Source organism: Streptomyces sp. NPDC058469 (assembly GCF_042721125.1).
Taxonomy (GTDB): domain Bacteria; phylum Actinomycetota; class Actinomycetes; order Streptomycetales; family Streptomycetaceae; genus Streptomyces.
Map to the genome: position 1 here is coordinate 1 of NZ_JBHXME010000203.1, position 17,401 is coordinate 17,401.

The 17,401-nt window shown below is 68.5% G+C and carries 10 protein-coding genes; 5 read left to right on the top strand and 5 right to left on the bottom strand.

The genetic code is table 11. The features are described from left to right. Positions 1–402: 402 nt before the first annotated feature. Genes ACFWP5_RS46505 through ACFWP5_RS46515 form a run of 3 tightly spaced genes read right to left on the bottom strand, consistent with a single transcriptional unit; the run spans position 403 to position 2,038 of the window. Positions 403–1,254, bottom strand: coding sequence for a helix-turn-helix domain-containing protein (locus ACFWP5_RS46505; protein WP_384171463.1), 852 nt, complete (start codon positions 1,252–1,254; stop codon positions 403–405). A gap of 24 nt (positions 1,255–1,278) precedes the next feature. Further along, positions 1,279–1,806 carry a DUF6879 family protein gene (locus ACFWP5_RS46510; protein WP_384171466.1) on the bottom strand — a complete coding sequence of 176 codons (528 nt, stop codon included), beginning with the start codon at positions 1,804–1,806 and terminating at the stop codon, positions 1,279–1,281. Continuing rightward, a complete protein-coding gene (locus tag ACFWP5_RS46515; protein WP_384171469.1) occupies positions 1,778–2,038 on the bottom strand; it encodes a hypothetical protein in 261 nt (86 codons plus the stop codon). The genes ACFWP5_RS46510 and ACFWP5_RS46515 overlap by 29 nt, the downstream gene beginning before the upstream one ends. A gap of 231 nt (positions 2,039–2,269) precedes the next feature. Between ACFWP5_RS46515 and ACFWP5_RS46520 the strand changes: the two genes are divergently transcribed. From ACFWP5_RS46520 to ACFWP5_RS46535, 4 genes are all read left to right on the top strand, one after another. Then, complete coding sequence (locus tag ACFWP5_RS46520; RefSeq protein WP_384171472.1) at positions 2,270–2,662, top strand: DUF6415 family natural product biosynthesis protein; 393 nt, start codon at positions 2,270–2,272, stop codon at positions 2,660–2,662. Next, the gene (locus ACFWP5_RS46525; protein ID WP_384171475.1) at positions 2,659–2,871 is read left to right on the top strand and encodes a hypothetical protein; all 213 of its coding nucleotides are present in this window, start codon (positions 2,659–2,661) and stop codon (positions 2,869–2,871) included. Before ACFWP5_RS46520 ends, ACFWP5_RS46525 begins: the two co-directional genes overlap by 4 nt. A gap of 182 nt (positions 2,872–3,053) precedes the next feature. Then, positions 3,054–3,449, top strand: a complete 396-nt coding sequence (locus ACFWP5_RS46530) for a hypothetical protein (RefSeq protein ID WP_384171478.1) — start codon at positions 3,054–3,056, stop codon at positions 3,447–3,449. Positions 3,450–3,814: 365 nt separating this feature from the next. Further along, complete coding sequence (locus ACFWP5_RS46535; RefSeq protein ID WP_384171481.1) at positions 3,815–4,183, top strand: NUDIX hydrolase; 369 nt, start codon at positions 3,815–3,817, stop codon at positions 4,181–4,183. Positions 4,184–4,215: 32 nt separating this feature from the next. Here ACFWP5_RS46535 and ACFWP5_RS46540 read toward each other — a convergent pair whose 3' ends face one another. Both ACFWP5_RS46540 and ACFWP5_RS46545 read right to left on the bottom strand, forming a co-directional pair. Continuing rightward, a complete protein-coding gene (locus ACFWP5_RS46540) occupies positions 4,216–4,467 on the bottom strand; it encodes a hypothetical protein (protein WP_384171482.1) in 252 nt (83 codons plus the stop codon). Between the two features lie 974 nt (positions 4,468–5,441). Then, on the bottom strand, positions 5,442–9,872 hold the full coding sequence (locus ACFWP5_RS46545) for a LamG-like jellyroll fold domain-containing protein (protein WP_384171485.1): 4,431 nt from the start codon (positions 9,870–9,872) through the stop codon (positions 5,442–5,444). Between the two features lie 302 nt (positions 9,873–10,174). Here ACFWP5_RS46545 and ACFWP5_RS46550 point away from each other — a divergent pair. Next, on the top strand, positions 10,175–17,401 hold a 7,227-nt coding region (locus ACFWP5_RS46550; protein WP_384171488.1), incomplete at its 3' end, for a ricin-type beta-trefoil lectin domain protein.

The following is a 17,401-nucleotide window of genomic DNA, read 5'->3' on the forward strand; positions in this document are numbered from 1 at the left end:
GAGCCCCACCCCGCAGGGCGGCCTGCTCAGCCTCGCCGCACTCACCACGACCGCCCGATACCGACGGCTGTAGCTACACCAAGACGCCCCCTGCACGGTCACCACGACCGTGCAGGGGGCGTTTCGTCATGTCCGGGGTCAGCTTGGTCCACGACCTCGTCGATTGAGCACCTCGTCGAGTCTGCTCGGTGAGAAATCCTCGCCGCACTGCGTACAGACGGAATCCCCAGTGCGCGACCCCCGGCAGTATTCGCTCACAATGAGTGGGTGATCGCAGGGCGGAGACCCTTTCGCCTCCCAGGCTCTGCTCAGCGAAAGCGCCTTATCCATCTCCATGGCGACCAAATTAGAACCCGGGACGGCCAGTGCCCAGAGAGGCCTCGGCCAAGCTGTGACGCAATCTCAGCGCAGCGCCTCGATGGCCTGCACGATCAGAGCGCGGGCGTCGGCGCCGTACACGGCCATGCTCCGCAGCTTCTCGAACGCGCTCAGGTACAGGGCGATTTCGCTGGGCTGCGTGATGTTCACCTGCGCCGACAACAGCTCGACCGAGACCAGGGTGTCGTCGTACATGTGGAACAGCTCCTGCGGCCACAGGACCCGCGCCTGGGTTGCCTTGGGGATGATCCCAAGCGACACCGAGGGCAGTGCCCCCGCGGTCAGGAGGTAACCGAGCTGGGCGGCCATCGCGTCATGGTCGCCCAACTGGTGGTAGAGGACGCCCTCTTCGATCAGCAACACGACCCGGTGACCCTGCTCATGGATGACCTGGGAACGTTCGAGGCGCGCCGCCGCCGCCTCGTCGGCGTCGTCGGGAATGCCGAGCAACCGGGCGTTGGCGGACAGCAGGGCGCGCGCGTACCCCTCGGTCTGCAGCAGGCCAGGGACCAGGGTGGGCGAGTAGATCCGGAACAGCTCCGTGGACTGGTAGAGCTCCAAGTAGCTGTCTTGCAGACGCTTGAGTCCGGCACGCACCTTGCGCCGCCATTCGCCGTACAGCGACTCGGCGTCCCGCGACTGGGCGATGATGTCCTCGGCCTGGTCCGCGGCACCGCACGCAGCACACCAACGACGGATGTCGTCCGGCGTGGGCGGTGTCCGCCCGTTCTCCAGGCGGGACGTCTTCGGATGGGTCCAGCTGCAGCGCACGGCCAGCTCACTACCCGTGATGCCCGCATCGGCGCGCAGGTCTCGCAGACGCTGCGCGACCCGTTCGCGTGCAGCCTGCGCCGAGGAGGACGGAGAGATGGGCATGCGCTGACCTGTGCACCCTTCGTGCTAGTTGATCTCGTAGTCGACGTGCGGGACGGCCCGCTCCCACACTGCTTCGAAGGCCTCAGCACACAGCTTGGCCGTGGCCGGATCCTCACTCATCTCCCCGCCACCAGACGCGCCGTCGCCGGCGAAGTGGTTCCACCGGATTAGCCGGTCGTCGATCAGCCAGAAGTCGTTGCCCGGCAGCGCGATGTCCGAGGCGCGCCGGCGCGGCAGCCACCGCACCAGCTCGCCCGCCTCCACGTTGACGCTGGTGGCGGCGTGCTCGTACCGGATGTAGTCGCTGACCGGCTCGGAGACGATGCGGGCTCGGCGCACGACAACGCCGCGGGCCACGGTGCGGCCGATCAGCTCCACCCACGGACCCCAGTAGGGCGAGCCGGGGTCGATGTCTCGTTCCCCGGTGGCCTTCCAGTGGCCGAAGTCGTCGGCCTCGTCGACTACGCCGTAGGCATCGCGCATCTCGAGGTGGACGGCTGTGCGCTGCGCGCCGTCCAGGAGTTCATCGAAGCTCGGCACGTTCTGCGTCATCGCATGCCTTCCTCAGGATCGGCACCATGCGGGCCGGGATGCGGATAACTGCCTCGTGGTCGGGGATGCCCACCGCGTGCCCCGGCATCTCGAACGCGGCGCACTCCGCTTCGAGTTCCTGGTCTGGCTTCCATCCCTGGATGACCAACTCGTTCTTGCTCTCGTCGACCCACACGGTGGGGCTTTGGCCTGTGCCCGTGTTGGGGTCAATCCCGATGAACCGTAGTTTCATCGCCGCCTCCGGCGCTCTCGGTGTTCGCGGATGTTCACCACCGTCAGCCGTCCGGGGCGGTGGGTCAAGGGTGCGAATTCGCCACAGCCAGGAGCAGCACACTGCTGTGAACATCGGTGAACATCACTGGAGGTGCCATACGTCACGCTCCTAGCGTCGGGAGACACGGCAAGACCCCGGCGAGGCGGCAGGCCTCCCGGGGCGCGGCCAACGCTGCTGAGGAGCGCCGACATGGCAACAAATACCATCCACCCACCAGCTGGCAAAGCCCCGGATCAGCCTCCGCCGGACATCGAGACGATGCGCGAAACGGCCGATCGCCTGCTGGACCCGGACGCCGCCTCCGACATCCTCCCGCCGACCGTCGCCGAGGTGGACACGCTCACCCGCACGATGCGCGGACAGCTGGAGCTGCTCATCCCCGACATCAAACGCCTGGTCGGAGGACGCCCCAAGAACATCGCGCAGTACTGCGCACTGGCGTGCGTCGGGGAGGCCCGCAGGAAGCTCAGCATCGAGCCAGGCCCCGGGCTGGACGCTGGCACCGCCTTCGCGCGACGCCTGGCCCGCGTCCTGAACGCCCTGTGCGATCACTACGAGCGGCTGAGCGAGGCGGCTTCGTGACCGCGTCACTGCACATCTGCCGCTACTGCGACAGCCCGATCACGGACCCCGACGACGCCGTTGCCGTCGCCCACGAGTTGGGCATGTCCGGTCCAGGCTGGACGGTGTGGGCCCACAGTGAGCACGCCGACCTCGTGGTGCCGGACGCCGACGCGGTGCGGATCCTGGCGCGCGTCCTGATCACGCGCGCCCTGGCGTCGGGCGACTGAGTCCCCGCACGTCCCCGTATCCCGTGAGCTCTGGGGGCGGGCGGGACCAGGCCCCGGCCGGAGAGCGTCTCCCGGCCGGGGCCGCTCCATGTCGCCCAAAAGAAGGAAGTCACGTAGAAGTGGAGGCACTTGGACATCGTGCCTGGGATGATCCAACTCCGCACTCGACCCGGGGGGTTCGATTGGTCTGGCTCATCACAGTTGGGCTGGCGATTGGCATTGCCGCCTTGCAACTCTGGCTGAGACTGGTGTCCCGCCAGCCTCCACCGGGCAAGAAGCACGCGCTGAAGCGGGACGACTACGTCTTCTGGATCGATTGGACCGTCACTGCAGCAGTGGCCTTTGCCGCCTCACTGATCGATGCCAGTCTCAACAACAAAGCCGCCTCGCCCGGAACGACGATGGGCGCCCTTGCCGTAATCTTGGTCGGCTTGATCATCATGCCGTTCGGATTCCGAATGACGTCCTACGACAGCTCCGGGAACCTCAACAGTTGGTCCATGCTCATTGGGTCCAACTTGTTCGCGTTGGGCTTTCTGTCCGGCGCAGTGACGGTAGGGGTGAAAATCTATGGTTGATCGGCAGCCGCACCCCTCCCGCAGGCAGTACGTGTACCGCGCTGCAGCCCTCCTCCTGGTCGGCGCGGGGACCATCGTCGTGACCGTTATGGCCGTCGGATTCTCCGCACAATCCATGGCCACCGCTGTCACCATCGTCGCTGGCCTGGGAAACATCATCTTTGGGTTTCGGGCAGAGATCCGCCGCGGAGAGCATGACGACACTCAAGACAGCTAAGCGACACGCCACGAGGCTGGCTCATCAACTACTAATAGTCACAACGACATAGAGGCGTCACGGTCATAGATTGGGGTTGCCGGAGACGCTGGGCCCCGCGAGTATCACGGGCGTGATGGCTCAAGGTGGCCCAGCTGTAGCTCTGGCGGTGGTCGTGGACGCCGGGCGGGTGCTCCTTGCCCGCCGTGCGGTCGCCGAGGGTTCCCTGTCGTGGGTGTTCCCGGGCGGCAAGATCGAGCCCGGGGAGACCGCCGAGGACGCGGCGATGCGAGAGGTCCGGGAGGAAACCGGGGTAGTCACCGAGGCGGTGCGGACGCTGGGCGAGCGGACGCATCCGGACACTGGCCGTCGAGTGGTGTACGTCGCGTGCAGGTTCGTCTCAGGTGTGACCACGGTGCACAGCGCGCGCGAGGTTTCCGAGGTCGTCTGGGCCGGTAGTGGCGAGCTTGGCGTGCTGGTCCCGAAAGGAGTGTTCGGACCCGTGCAGGAGTACCTGGCCAGCGCATTGGACGACTGACCGCTCAGCTACCGGCCGATCCTGACTCGCCGTTAACCGCCGTCTTCGGGCGGATCCGTGGGCCTCCTGCCCAGGTGCGGGTCATCGAACACCAGGACCTCCCACCACTCCTGGAAGACGCCGAGCTCCCCCGGATTGGGAAGAGCAACCCGCCGCACCTGAAGGCCAGTGCCGAGCATCTCGGCGCCCTCCATGAAGCGCGTGACGTCGCTGATGTTCTGGGTCATGAGGTGCTTGGTCTGGCGTGGGTTCGTGACGTAGCCACCGGTGTCGTCTTCAGGCATGGCCAGCTCCTCGGGATCGACTGCGCCCAGGTTCGCAGGACACGCGTGCCCGCGCAGGTCTCCGCCCGCAAATACTCAGATCGGGTACTGAGCTCTGGCCTCAGCCGTTATGGGGATGCTCGTTGTGGTCCGCGGGGGAGTACGGGACAATGAAGTCGTACCAGTTCAGCCCGCGCGTAGCCCTCCTCGGCTGCGTGAGCGGTGCGTGAACGGAGGTCCCGCCGGGGGCCGGAATCCCGGGTGTGAGCCGGAGTGATCCGACCCGTTCACCAGGGATTTCCGGAGTAGCCGGAGTGAGCCAGAGCCACCCAGCGGGGAACCTATCGACTTGTAATGCGTAGGTCGTCGGTTCGAATCCGACAGGGGGCTCCATAGGAAACCTCAGGTCGGGCCTCTGACCTGGGGTTTCTTGTTTTGGGTGACCTTGGAATCCGGGCCGATCGGGCATCTGTGGGCTACGCATCGCAATGCGTAGGTTCAAGGTTGACAGCCAGTGGTGATTCCGTCTTGCAGGCCTGTGAACTGGTCTTTTTCCTCTTGCTGTTGGTCCGCCTCGGGCTGTTCGGATCGGTGCGGTGGCCATTTGGTGGCCGAGCGTGCGGCCACGGTGCAGACCGGCTCCTGGCCAACCGCGTATGTGGACGGGCACGGGAGGGCGATTGTTGTGGCACCCCGACGATTACGCGTTCAGCCTGCTGCTCGTTTCCCCGGTGGGGGCGCACCCGACGGCAGGCAGTGGTCACATCGCCTGATGCGACCACTGCCTGCCAATCACCGCACCCACCCTGACGCCACTCCGACAAGCTTCAGCAGCGGCTGTCCCGTGATGGGCAGTTGCCTGGTCCGGGCAGAGTGTCGAACGAAGCCAGACGTCGGCGCCGGGGCGGTCGCCGGGGACGGTCGCTCGGCGGAGCACCCACTTCGGTTCCCGAGCTGCTGCTCCGACTCCACCCTGTTTGACGGGTGTTCATGCCTCACCCCATTTGTACGACGACCACGCTGTCGCCGGGTGCCGTCGCGTCCGCCGGGGGCAGCGCCGTCGGGTAGAGGCGGACGTCACTGAGGCGGCCGTTCGCGTATTCGGCGTAGGTGCCTTGGAAAAGGCGGCGGCCGAACTGGACGGGGCCGGCGGCGTTCCAGTCGGTGCCGGTGTAGGACTTGGTGGCGGACAGGTGGCCGTTCACGTAGAGGAGCAGTTGGCCGGCGACGGCGTCGTAGACACCGACGAGGTGGGTCCACTTCGAGGCCGCGGCCTTCGCGCCGTAGACCGCGGTGAAGGCGGTACTGGTGCTGTCGTCGTCGTGGCGGCCGAAAGCCCAGACCTGGCCGGCCGAGGAGTAGTAGAGCTGGAAGCCGTTGGCCGCGCCGACGGCCGGGTCGTCGGACTGCGACACGAACGTCGAATTGGCGCCCGACAGGGAGTTCAGCTTCACCCAGGCCGAGACCGTGAAGCTGCCGGCGGTGTTCACGCCGGTAGCGGTGGTCGCGGCGTACGAGGTGCTGCCGTTGAGGTTCAGGACTGTGCCCCGGTCGGTGTCGGAGGTCCAGGCGGCACCGCCGGTCAGCGTGGCGGGGGCGTTGCCCCTCGGGTCGGCCGCGGTCGTGCCCGTACCGTCGGCGAGGTTCCAGCGGTGGGTGGCCGTGTCGGTGACGGTGCCGAGTGATGCGGGGTCGGCGAAGGTGGCGGTTGTGCCGGACGGGGCAGCGCCCGGGTATTCGGTCAGCTGGCCCGCGGTGTCCGTGGCGTACAGGTCGGGTTTGCCGTCGGGGCCGCCGGTCGCGCTGTTGACGTCACCGGGAGAGGCGACCGTCGGGTAGTCGCGCTTGCGCAGGACCACGGACAGGGCCGTGGCGGGGTGGGTGTTCCAGCCCGCGGTGGCGCCGCTCGTCCAGTTCTGGGCGGTGGAGGCATTGCACGTGTAGAGGCGCACCTGGGTGCCGTTGGTCACGCTCGCGACCGGGTCGTCCAGACACTTTCCGGACTGCGGGTTGACCAGGCTGCCCGAAGTGCCCGCGGTCCACTTCTGGGATCCCGCGCCGTTGCACGTGTAGAGCTGGAGCAGGGTGCCGTTGTCCGTGCCGCCGTCAGTGGCGTCGAGGCACTTGCCCAGGACGCGCAGCGAGCCGTCGTCGTGCAGGACCCACTGCTGGGTGGCGCTGCCGTTGCAGGTATAGATCTGGATTTTGGTGTGGTCGGCGGTGTGTCCGCCCGCGTCGTCCAGGCAGACCGTGCCGCCGGAGGACGTCTTCACGGCGGAGACCAGCGGGGTGCGCACCGGGGCGTGCAGCAGCTTCGGCAGGAGCGTGCCGCTGTCCACGTCGATCGGAAACGTGTAGACGGTGCCCGAGGCGTCGTCGCGGGCCCACACCGTGGGCGAGCCGCCGGTGACCTTGCCGTTGCCGTCACCGTCCACCGAGAAGGTGCCGCCGACCCGGCCCGGAGCGATCAGGGTCAGGCCCGACCAGTCGCCGTCACCGAGCAGCAGCGGGTGGCCGAGGTGGTTGACGCCGTATGTCTGGTACAGCCACAGCTTGTTGTTCTCCACCGTGAGCACGGCGGGGTGGTCGGCGTTGCCGTACACGTCTCCGTCGACGACCAGTTGGGAGATGTCCCAGGGCTTCTTGGGGTCGTAGCCCGCGTTCGTGCAGCGGTCGGCGGGGACGGTGTCGGTGGCTTCGCAGTCGTCCTTGGTGACGAGGTTGTAGTCGCGGCCGACGAAGCCGGGGAAGGCGGAGTAGGGCGTGCGGGGGAAGGCGCCGTCGTTCTTCGGATCGAGGTCGTTCTTCACCACGTACAGCTGCTGGGTCTTGGTGTTGTACGCGAACAGGTCGTCGTGGGTGTCGCCGTGCAGATTGCCGCGGTGGGCGATCAGGTAGTCGCTCCAGGTGCCGGTGGGTGCGCTCTTCGGCGTTGAGACGATCACCGGGCCGGTGATCGCGGGCGGGTTGGTGTCGACGGGGCCGTCCTGCACCGCCGCGGGTGCTTGGGCGGGGTCGCTGTCGCCGGGGATCAGCTCCAGGTCGCCGCTGCTCGTGGTGGCGAGCAGGTCGGGGCTGCCGTCGCCGGTGATGTCCCCGGGTGCGATTTTGGTCTTCGGGTCCCAGGGCGCGGTGAAGGTGTAACTCACCGGATTCTGGGAGAGGTTGCCGGCCCGGTCGACGGCGCCGACGTACAGGGTGTGCACGCCCCAGTCCGTGACCGGGATCGTGACGGTGCCGGAGGCGGTGGCACCGCTGGTGGACGTCACCTTGGCTGTGTGGCCGGTGGCGATGGTGGGCTGGCTGTCGAGCTGCCACAGGAAGTGGTCGATGCCGCTGGCCTCGCAGGCGGCCGGGGCGCAGGTGTCGGCCGGGGTGTTGTCGGCTGCGGAGACGGCGAAGTTCGCGGTGACGTCGCTGCCCGCGTAGGTGTCGCCGGCTCCGCTGCCGACCGGCGGGAAGTGCGGGTTGTCGGCGACCGTCGGCGTCTGCGGCGGTGTGAAGTCGGTGTCGAACCAGCAGTGGTCGCTGATCGCCGACTTCAGCTTGATGGAGGAGTTGTCCTGGGCGTAGACGTCCCAGCCGTACCCGTGGCCGTCCTTGAGGGTGAAGCCGATCGGTGCGTCCGCGTCCGCACCCGAGGCGACCATGCCGCTGTCCGGCGTGCCCTTGTCCGTGGCGTTTCCGTCGGCGTCGAGGTCGGAGCGGTCCCAGACGTGGTAGTGCGCCTCGGCGTGCTCGCCGGAGATGTGGGTGGTGACGGTGGAGTGCAGTTGGATGTTGCTGCCCGCGTCGCTGTACGTCGTCGCGCCGATCCAGCCGCTCGCGCTGCCGGTGACGCAGTCACCGTCCGCGCCCAGCGGCTTGGGCGCCGTGCGCACCTTGGTGGGGACGTCCGGAGGGATGTCGAAGTTGGTGGTCAGGGCGAGCGTCTGCGACATGCGCAGGTAGTCGAGATTGGAACTGGTCCTGGACTCGTTGCCGAACAGACCGATGGTCCAGGTGCCCTTGTTGCCGTCGGCGATCTTCTGGATCTGGTCGTCGACGCGGAAGGAGGCGGTGCTGTTGCTGCAACTGCTGTTGCCGTTCGCCCCGCTCGGCACGGTCGTCTTCACGGCCGGGTAGCCGTTGTCGTCGAGAGTTCCGGGCTGATTGTCCCAATCGGTGTTCTCGTTGATCGTGCCCGTGGTGTGCAGGGTGATCGGCTGGTCGTGGGAGCAGTCGACGCTGGCCGCGTAGGTGGTGCTGACCTTCACCTCGGCCTTGATGACGGTCATGGACGGGTCCAGGCCGGCGGTGTTGACCGCGTAGTACGACCGTTCCAGGCCGACCCCGCAGGCGCCGCCCCACTGCTGGTAGCCGACGCCCTCGCCGTTGGTCTGCGGCTTGTTGTACTGCGGGGCGTCGGAGCAGGCCGAGCTGGAGTACACCTCGTCGAAGGCACCGGACTTGCTGGTCACCGGGTTCTCGAAGGGGTCGATGTAGACCGGGTAGTGCGTGTCCGGGCCGTCGAGCACCGAGGTGTCGGGTGCCAGTGTGATGGAGTCGGAGGTGGTGGTCATCGGGACCTGGCCGACTTGGGCGCCGGAGCCGGGGCCGGCCGTGGAAGAGGCGGTGGCGGGGGCGGTCGGTTCGTCGTCGGCGGTGGCCCGAACGAAGGACGCGGGCTTGACGATTGCGGCCGGGTGCGCCGTGGTCGTGGTGGCTGTCGTGCTGGAATCCCACATCAGCGGCGGCGGACTCGTGTACGACACCGAGCCGTCGGGGGCGGTCGCCGTCATGCCACCCGCCCCGGTGGCGGACAGATCCAGGCCGTCGGTGTCCGTGGATACCGCGAGCCGTCGGACCCGTGGGTCGGCCGCCGCCTGCGCGTCGTGGACGATCAGCACGTCGCTGAAGCCGCCCTGGTCCGTGACCGACACCGACAGGTCGACCCCGGGCAGCACGGACGTGTAGAGCGCTGTGTCACCGCTGACCTGCGGGGCGGGTAGGGCGAAGGGCATGGTCAGGCTCATGCTGTGCCCTGCGGGGTCGGTGAGCGTGGCCAGGGGACCGGTGCCTCCACCGGACAGACGTACGCCGCTGGGCGTGGCCCTGGGGGAGTAAGCGCCATCGGCGCCGGCGGTGAGCGTGGCATCCACCGGAACCCAGGCGCCGTCCTGGCGTACGCGCACCGGCAGGACGGCCGAGGTCGTCGTGAACGAGCCGTCCGGATTGGCCACCACCGTGTCCGTCTGACTGGTCAGCGCGTCGACCGGTACGGAGGTGCCGTCGGTGACTGCCTGGGCCTGTGCTGCGAGCAACGGGTCGGCGGTGTCGGCGGGTTCGCCGTCGGCGAGCGCACCGGTCGGAACGGCCAGCGCCGTCAGCAGCAGCGCGCCGAGCGCCGGGAACAGCGCCAGTCTTCGGGCGGATGACGGCAGCACGGAACAACTCCTTCGCACGACGGACAGGGCAGACACGAGATCTGCGACCATCCGCGCCAGTGAACGGCTCGCCGGACGACGGGTCAGGACGCCAGCGACGGCGTGCGGCGGTGATGTTCGCTCCCCCGGCACAAAACGTACACAGGAAACGTCAAGGAAAATCACAACATTGTCATGGCATTGGCAAAAAGTGTTGAGGTTCGGTCAAGGTCGTTCTTAACCTCCCAACCTGGATCACGCCGACCACGTGACCTTTCAGTCAACGGGCCACCAAGGCCGTTTCATTCGGGGGTAGGTCACACGTGGGTGTGCGAAGAACGCTGACGCTCGTCTCCGCCCTGCTGGCCGTGATGGCGCTCTTGGTGACGGGCGCGGTCGCGCAGAACGGCGTCGGGCCGTACGTCTTCGACGGTGACATCTGGAAGCCGAAGCCGCTGCCGGCGACACCCGCTGTGGGTGACCACGAACTGACCCGCCCGACGATCGCTCACCCCCGTGGCTACCGTGCGCTGACTCGCTACCAGGCGGTCAAGGCAGCCTCGCCACAGGCTGGTTCACATACCGTCGCCCTCAAGGCCAAGCCGGCCAGGGCGGGTTCGCTGCCCGTGTGGGTGGCGTCGTCCGGAAAGGCGAAGTCTCCGCAGGCGAAGTCCGAGCAGGTCCGCGTCCGACTCGCCTCCCGCACCCAGGCGTTGCGGGCCGGAGCCGACACCGGCCTCTTGGTCGGACTGGACAGGGCCACGTCCGGTACCGCCAAGGTCAGCGTGGTCGTCGACTACTCGTCCGTGGCCAAGGCCTACGGCGGCGGCTACGGAGCCCGACTCACCCTCACCCGCCTCCCCGCCTGTGCCCTGACGACTCCGCAGCGCGCCGAATGCCGCACCCGCACACCTCTGAAGTCCGTCAACCGTGCCACCGCGAACCAGCTCACCGCGACCACCACCGCGGACTCGGCGATCGCCGTCACCTCCGGCAGCCGGGGTTCGCAGGGCGACTACTCGGCGACCTCGCTGACCCCGGCGGGTAGTTGGCAGGCCTCCGGCACAGGCGCCTACTCGTACTCCTACCCCATCGACCTGCCGGCCGGGGTCGGGGACACCGGCCCCTCGGTGGAGCTGTCGTACGACTCGCAGTCCGTGGACGGTGAGACCTCGGCCCGCAACTCGCAGGCGTCGTGGATCGGTGACGGCTGGGGCTACCAGCCGGGTTTCGTGGAGCGGTCGTACCGCTCCTGCGGCTCGCTCCTCGATTCCGACGGCAAGCAGATCCTCAAGGGCTCCGGTGACGAGTGCTGGGGCGGCGCCGACGCGACCGTCTCCTTCGGTTCGCACTCCGGTGTCCTGGTCCCGACCACCTCCTCCGGACTGCCCGGTGAAATAAGGGAGTTCAAGCTCCAGGGCGACGACGGCACTGTCGTACAGGAACTGTCCGGGGCCGCCAACGGCCTGTACGACGGCACCTACTTCCGCGTGCTGACCACTGACGGCACCGCCGCCTACTTCGGTGCCGACCACTCACCGACCGGCCCCGGCACCAAGGGGCTCGCCTCCGCGGACTCCGGAGACGACTCCACGCACGCGGCCTGGGGCGTCCCCGTCCTGCACCCGCGGTCCTCCGACCCCTGCCACACCGACGCCGACGGCAAGAAGTCCCGCTGCGACAAGCCGGAGGGCTGGCGCTGGAACCTGGACTTCGTCGTCTCGCCGAGCGGCTTCGTGCAGCGCTACGACTACTCGACCGAGACCGGCTACTACGACCTCGGCGGTGGCCAGGCGGCCGCGACCGACGACACGGACGACACCGGCACCCTCACCTCGTACACCCACGGCGGCGCGCTCACCTCGATCTCCTACGGCTACACCCTCGACGACGAGCAGGCCGGCCGCACCCCGTCCGCGCAGGTGGCCTTCACTTCCAAGCAGCGCTGCCAGACCACGTCCGCCTTCACCGACTGCTCGGCCGGGAACCTGGACGACAACACCGCACCGCACTGGCCGGACGTCCCCTGGGACCTGCACTGCGACGCGACCGACAAGACCAAACTGCCCGACGACGCCACCAAGGTGCCGACGGACGTCTGCGTCGTCTCCTCGCCCACCTTCTGGTCGACCACACGCCTGGACAACATCACCACCAAGGTCCACGTCAAGGACGGCGACACAGACAAGCTGGTCCCGGTCGACAGCTACGACCTGGGGCAGGTGTACTCCGACGCGGGCGGCGCCGTCGACCCGGTCACCGGCACCACCGTCGACCCCAAGGACGCCGGCTCGCTCCAGGCCGTGATGTGGCTCCAGTCCATCCGGCACACCGGCAAGGGCACCTACGGCAACGGCAACAGCGACCTCGCGCTCAACCAGGTCTCCTTCACCGGCACCGAGATCGACAACCGGGTGGACGACGATTCCCCGTCCGCCCCGCCGCTGTACCGGCCGCGCATCTCCAACGTGCAGACGGAGACCGGCGAGTCGATCACCGTCGAGTACAACCAGAACCCGTGCGCGGGCAAGTCGCTCGACATCAAGTCGGCCGACTCCAACACCAACTCCTGCTATCCCGCGTACTGGACGGTGCCCGGCGCCTCCAAGCCGATCGCCGACTGGTTCAACAAGACGACCGTCCACAGCGTCACCGTCGCCGACCTCACCATCGCCGGCCAGTACACCCCCGACGCCTCGAAGATCCCGGCCGGCTCCGAGGCACACGTCTCCACATACACCTACTCAGGCGCCGCCTGGCACCGCGACGACTCCGACCTGACCGACGACCAGTACCGCACCTGGGATGAGTTCCGCGGCTTCCGCACGGTCACCGTGCGCACCGGCAAGGCGCCCGAGCCGGTCACCCAGCAGACCACCACGTATCTGCAGGGCATGGACGGCGACTACAAGGCCGACGGCACCCGCCGCTCGGTCACCGTGGACGCCAAGGTCGGCGGCAACACCGCGCTGAGCGTCACCGACGCCGACCAACTCGCGGGCACCGCACTTCAATCGGACACGTACACCGCCTCCGGCGGCACGGTGAACGCCTCCACCGTCAACGGCCCGTTCACCTTCACCACCACGGCACACACCGACCGCACCTCGTGGACGGCCTGGACCCAGGAGGACCACCCGGGGGAGACCGCGCCGGACAAGGCCACCCTGCCCGACCTCGCCGCCCGCCGGATCAAGTCCACCCAGTCGCACGGCTACTCCCTGCTCGCCGACGGCACCTGGCGGCACACCCGCACCGACACGGCATACGACGACCAGGGCCGGGTGCAGTCCATCGACGCGCACGGCGACGTCTCCGTGGCGGCGCAGGAGAAATGTGCCACCACGGATTACGCGGCGCCTTCCTCGTCGGCCGACAACACCATGCTGCTCACCTACCCGGACCGCATCACCGCGGTCTCCGGCCCCTGCGGCACCAAGCCCGGCACCGACACCCTGCTCTCCGACAAGAAGATCTACTACGAAGGCGACGGTTCCGTCAGCGCCCTCGGCGCCTACGGCACGGTCACCCACCCGCGCGTCACCGGCACCCAGGTCGGTACCGGCTTCGCCACCGACGGCACCGAGAACTGGCGCACCACCAGCGGCATTTCCTACGACGCCGCGGGCCGCGTCACCGACTCCCTCGACACGACGGGCCAGGGCACCCACACCGACTACCTGCCCAAGTGGAACGGCGCGGGTGGCAACACCAACCCGACGAGCATCGTCTCCACCAACCAGCAGCAGTGGAAAGTCACGTCCACCCTCGACCGGCTGCGCGGGGTGCCCGTCGAGAACGTCGACGCCAACAACCGCGTCACGGACATCACTTACGACGCCCTCGGCCGTCGTACCGCCGTCTGGCTGCCCGGACGCGACAAGGCGACACAGAGCGCGGACATGACGTTCGCTTACTCCGTGAACCCCGGTGCGGTCCCCGCCCCCGGCGGCACGATCACCCAGCCCGGCGACCCGTCGTCCGTCACCACCCGCACCCTGCGCGAGGACGGCACCTACTCGACGTCGACCAGCATCTTCGACGGGATGCTCCAGCCCCGTCAGGTCCAGACGGCCGCGGACGGCGACTCCGACTCCGGCCGGATCATCTCCGACACGTTCTACGACTCCCACGGCTGGCCGAGCGCCTCGTATGCCCCCTACTCGGAGCCGGACCACTCCCCGTCCGCCACTCTGTACGCGGCCAACGAGAACGAGATCCCCGCCGAGACCACGACGACGTACGACGGCCAGGGCCGTGCCACCGGGAGCACCCTGTGGCACCAGGCCGTCAAGCAGTGGGGCACGAGCACGGCCTACCCCGGCGCCGACGAGACGGACACGACCCCGCCGGCCGGCGCCTCCTCGACCGCCTCCTACTCCAACGCACTCGGCCAGACCGTGAAGTCGGTGGTGAAGAACACCGGCGCCACGGTCACGCTCAAGGGCGCCAGCATCATCCCGTCGGGCACCTCGCTGACCTCCAACAGCGTCCGCCTCACCATGCAGGCCGACGGCAATCTGGTCCTCACGGCGCTCGGCAGTGGCAAGACCCTCTGGTCCAGCAACACGAGCGGAAACCCGGGCGCGTACGCCCAGTTCGGTACCGACGGCAACCTCGCCGTCCTCACCGCCGCCGGCGCCTCGAAGTGGAACAGCGGCCTGACCGCGACCACGGGCGCGACGCTCCAGGTCCGCGCCGACTCGACGCTCGCCGTCGTCGGCGGCGACGGCAGCACGGTCCTGTGGAAGCAGGGCACGGCAGGCGCGGTACCGGCCGCCGACGCCGCCACCCGCTACACCTACACGCCCGCCGGCCAGCTCGACACGGTCAACGACAGCGCGGGCAACACCTGGTCCTACCACTACGACCTGATGGGCGAGCCGACCTCCCAGACCGACCCCAACACCGGCACGACGACGTTCGACAAGTACGACGTGCTCGGCAACCTGCTCCAGACCACCGACCCGCGAGGCCAGGTGCTGTCGTACGCCTACGACTGGGACAGCCGCGTCACGGCGGAGTACGCGGCCCCCTGGTCGGCCACGCCCGACCCGGCCAAGCAGCAGACCTCCCGGGTCTACGACACGCTCGCCAAGGGCTACCCGACCTCCTCGACCCGCTATGTCGGCGGCACGAGCGGCAGCGCGTACACCGAGGCGATCACCGGCTACAACACGGCCTACCAGCCGCTCGGTTCGACCCTCACGGTCCCGTCCGCAGACGGCTTCCCGGGCACGGCGGGCAGCACCGGCGGCACGACCACGTACTCGCTGTCGTCGACGTACACACCGAACACCGGCCTGCTGGCCACCACCCAGTACCAGGCGGACGGCGGCCTCCCGGCCGAGCGCGTCGGCTACGGCTACACCCTGCAGGGCGCGTTGGACGGCTTCGGCGGCTACATCAACGCGGCCAACACGCCCTCGTACCTGGACGGCACGGTCCATGACCCCTTCGGCCGGGTCCTGCAGACCAACTACGGCCCCACGGGCAAGGAGCTCGCGACCTTCGCCCAGTACGACGCGACGACCGGCGCCACCACGCAGACCAGCAGCATGGTGCAGACGTCGACCACGGCCCTGGACGTCGTCAACTACCGCTACAACCAGGCCGGCGAGCTCACCGCGACGGACGACCTCCAGGACAACACCACCCACGACACCCAGTGCTTCGCCTACGACTCCTTCCAGCGGCTGACCGCAGCTTGGACGGACACCGCCGGCATCACCGACTCCGGCACCGCACCGGTGGGCGCCGTGGGCGGATGCAACTCGGCCTCCGTGCAGACCAGCGCGGCCCCGGTGAAGACGAAGACGGTGGGCGGGCCCGCGCCGTACTGGCAGACGTACACCTACGACCTGCTCGGCGACCGCACCGGCACGGTGAACCACGACACCACCGGAAACGCACTCGCGGACACGACCCAGTCGACCTCGTACGCGGGTGCGGACGGAACCGCCTCCGCCGCCCACCCCGACCAGGCGGGCGCGACCACGATCAGCAACCCGGGCACGGGTACGGCCACGCAGACCCCTTCGTACACGGACACGGCCGGGAAGAACGCGGGCAACACGGTCAGCCGGGCCACGAAGACCACGGGCCCGCTGACGACCGGCTTCACCCTCACCGGCGGCGGAAAGCTGTGCGTGGAGGAGACGGGCTCGGGCGTCAAGGTCGAGGTGAACACGTGCAGTTCGACGGCAGCGGCACAGAAGTGGACGGTCAACACCGATGGCACGGTGACCGCGGCGAACCTGTGCCTGGACACCGCGGGCAACGCGACGGCCTCCGGCACGGGCGTGGTGATGGACACCTGCTCGACCGACGCGACCCAGAAGTGGCGCGTGACGTCGACCGGCACACTGGTCAACGCGGCCAAGAGCACCCTGTGCCTGACCGACCCGAGCGCCAGCGCCACCAAGGGCACCCAACTGACCCTGACCACCTGCGGTGGCAAGGGCCAGACCTGGTCGACGATCACGTCCGGCGCGCTGCCGGCCGGCCAGACGCAGACCTTCACATACGACGCCGAGGGCCGGACAGCGACGGTCTCGACCCCATCCGGGACGACAACCCGTACGAGTAAGTACCTCTACGACGCCGACGGCAACCTGCTGGAACAAACGGCGACGGTCGGCGGCACCGACAAGACCCGCGTCCTCTACCTCTTCGGCGGCGCCGAGCAGTTGACGCTCGACGTGGCGGCGAAGACGTGCACAGCCCTGCGCTACTACGCCGGGCCTGACGGTACCCAGGTCACCCGCTCCAGCAGCGGCAGCGTCACCTACCAGGTGGCCACCTCACAGGGCACGGCGACCACGGCGGTCGACGCGACCACCCTCGCGGCGACCCGCCGGTACTACGACCCCTACGGCAACCCGCGCGGTACGGCTCCGTCGACGTGGGTGGCGGGGGACGAGAACCACGGCTTCCTGGGGAAACCGAGCGACTCGGTTACCGGGCTGGATCTGTTGGGGGCGCGGAACTACGACCCGACGCTGGGCCGGTTCCTCACCGCCGATCCGCTCTTCCAGGCGGGCGATCCGAACCAGATGGGCGGGTACACGTACGCGGCGGACAATCCGGCGAGCGGTTCGGATCCGACGGGGTACGACGACTGGGCGAACTCACCGTCGAATACCTGCGCGGCGGGGTTCACCTGCAAGCCCAAATCCAAGCCCAAGTCCCATTCCGCGACCCCGTCGCCTTCACCGGGGTCTCCGCCCACCACCACCTCCAGTGGTGACACGGATTCCTCCTCGACCGTTGCGGCGGCACAGCAACTGCCCCAAGCGAACCTCGACGACAAGGTCGCCCCGAACCTGCTGGACTCTGTCCTGCTGGTGCCCTTCGACTTCGCCAACTGCGAGTTCTGGATCAGCGGAGGTGGCCCGTCGCACGAGGCGTCCTGCTCTGCGGCCGGCGGCGTGTATTCGGGCGGCGAGGCCGGGGGCGGTGCCGCCGGCCTCGCGGAGAGGGGAGTAGAGGGCGACCTCGCGGGTGCGGGTGTAGAAAACGTAGAGGGCGACGCAGCTGCCGCTGTCGGT

Coding starts and splice junctions, on each gene's coding strand:
- ACFWP5_RS46505 (WP_384171463.1), bottom strand. CDS start 1,254: ATGCCCATCTCTCCGTCCTCCTCGGCGCAGGCTGCACGCGAACGGGTC.
- ACFWP5_RS46510 (WP_384171466.1), bottom strand. CDS start 1,806: ATGACGCAGAACGTGCCGAGCTTCGATGAACTCCTGGACGGCGCGCAG.
- ACFWP5_RS46515 (WP_384171469.1), bottom strand. CDS start 2,038: ATGAAACTACGGTTCATCGGGATTGACCCCAACACGGGCACAGGCCAA.
- ACFWP5_RS46520 (WP_384171472.1), top strand. CDS start 2,270: ATGGCAACAAATACCATCCACCCACCAGCTGGCAAAGCCCCGGATCAG.
- ACFWP5_RS46540 (WP_384171482.1), bottom strand. CDS start 4,467: ATGCCTGAAGACGACACCGGTGGCTACGTCACGAACCCACGCCAGACC.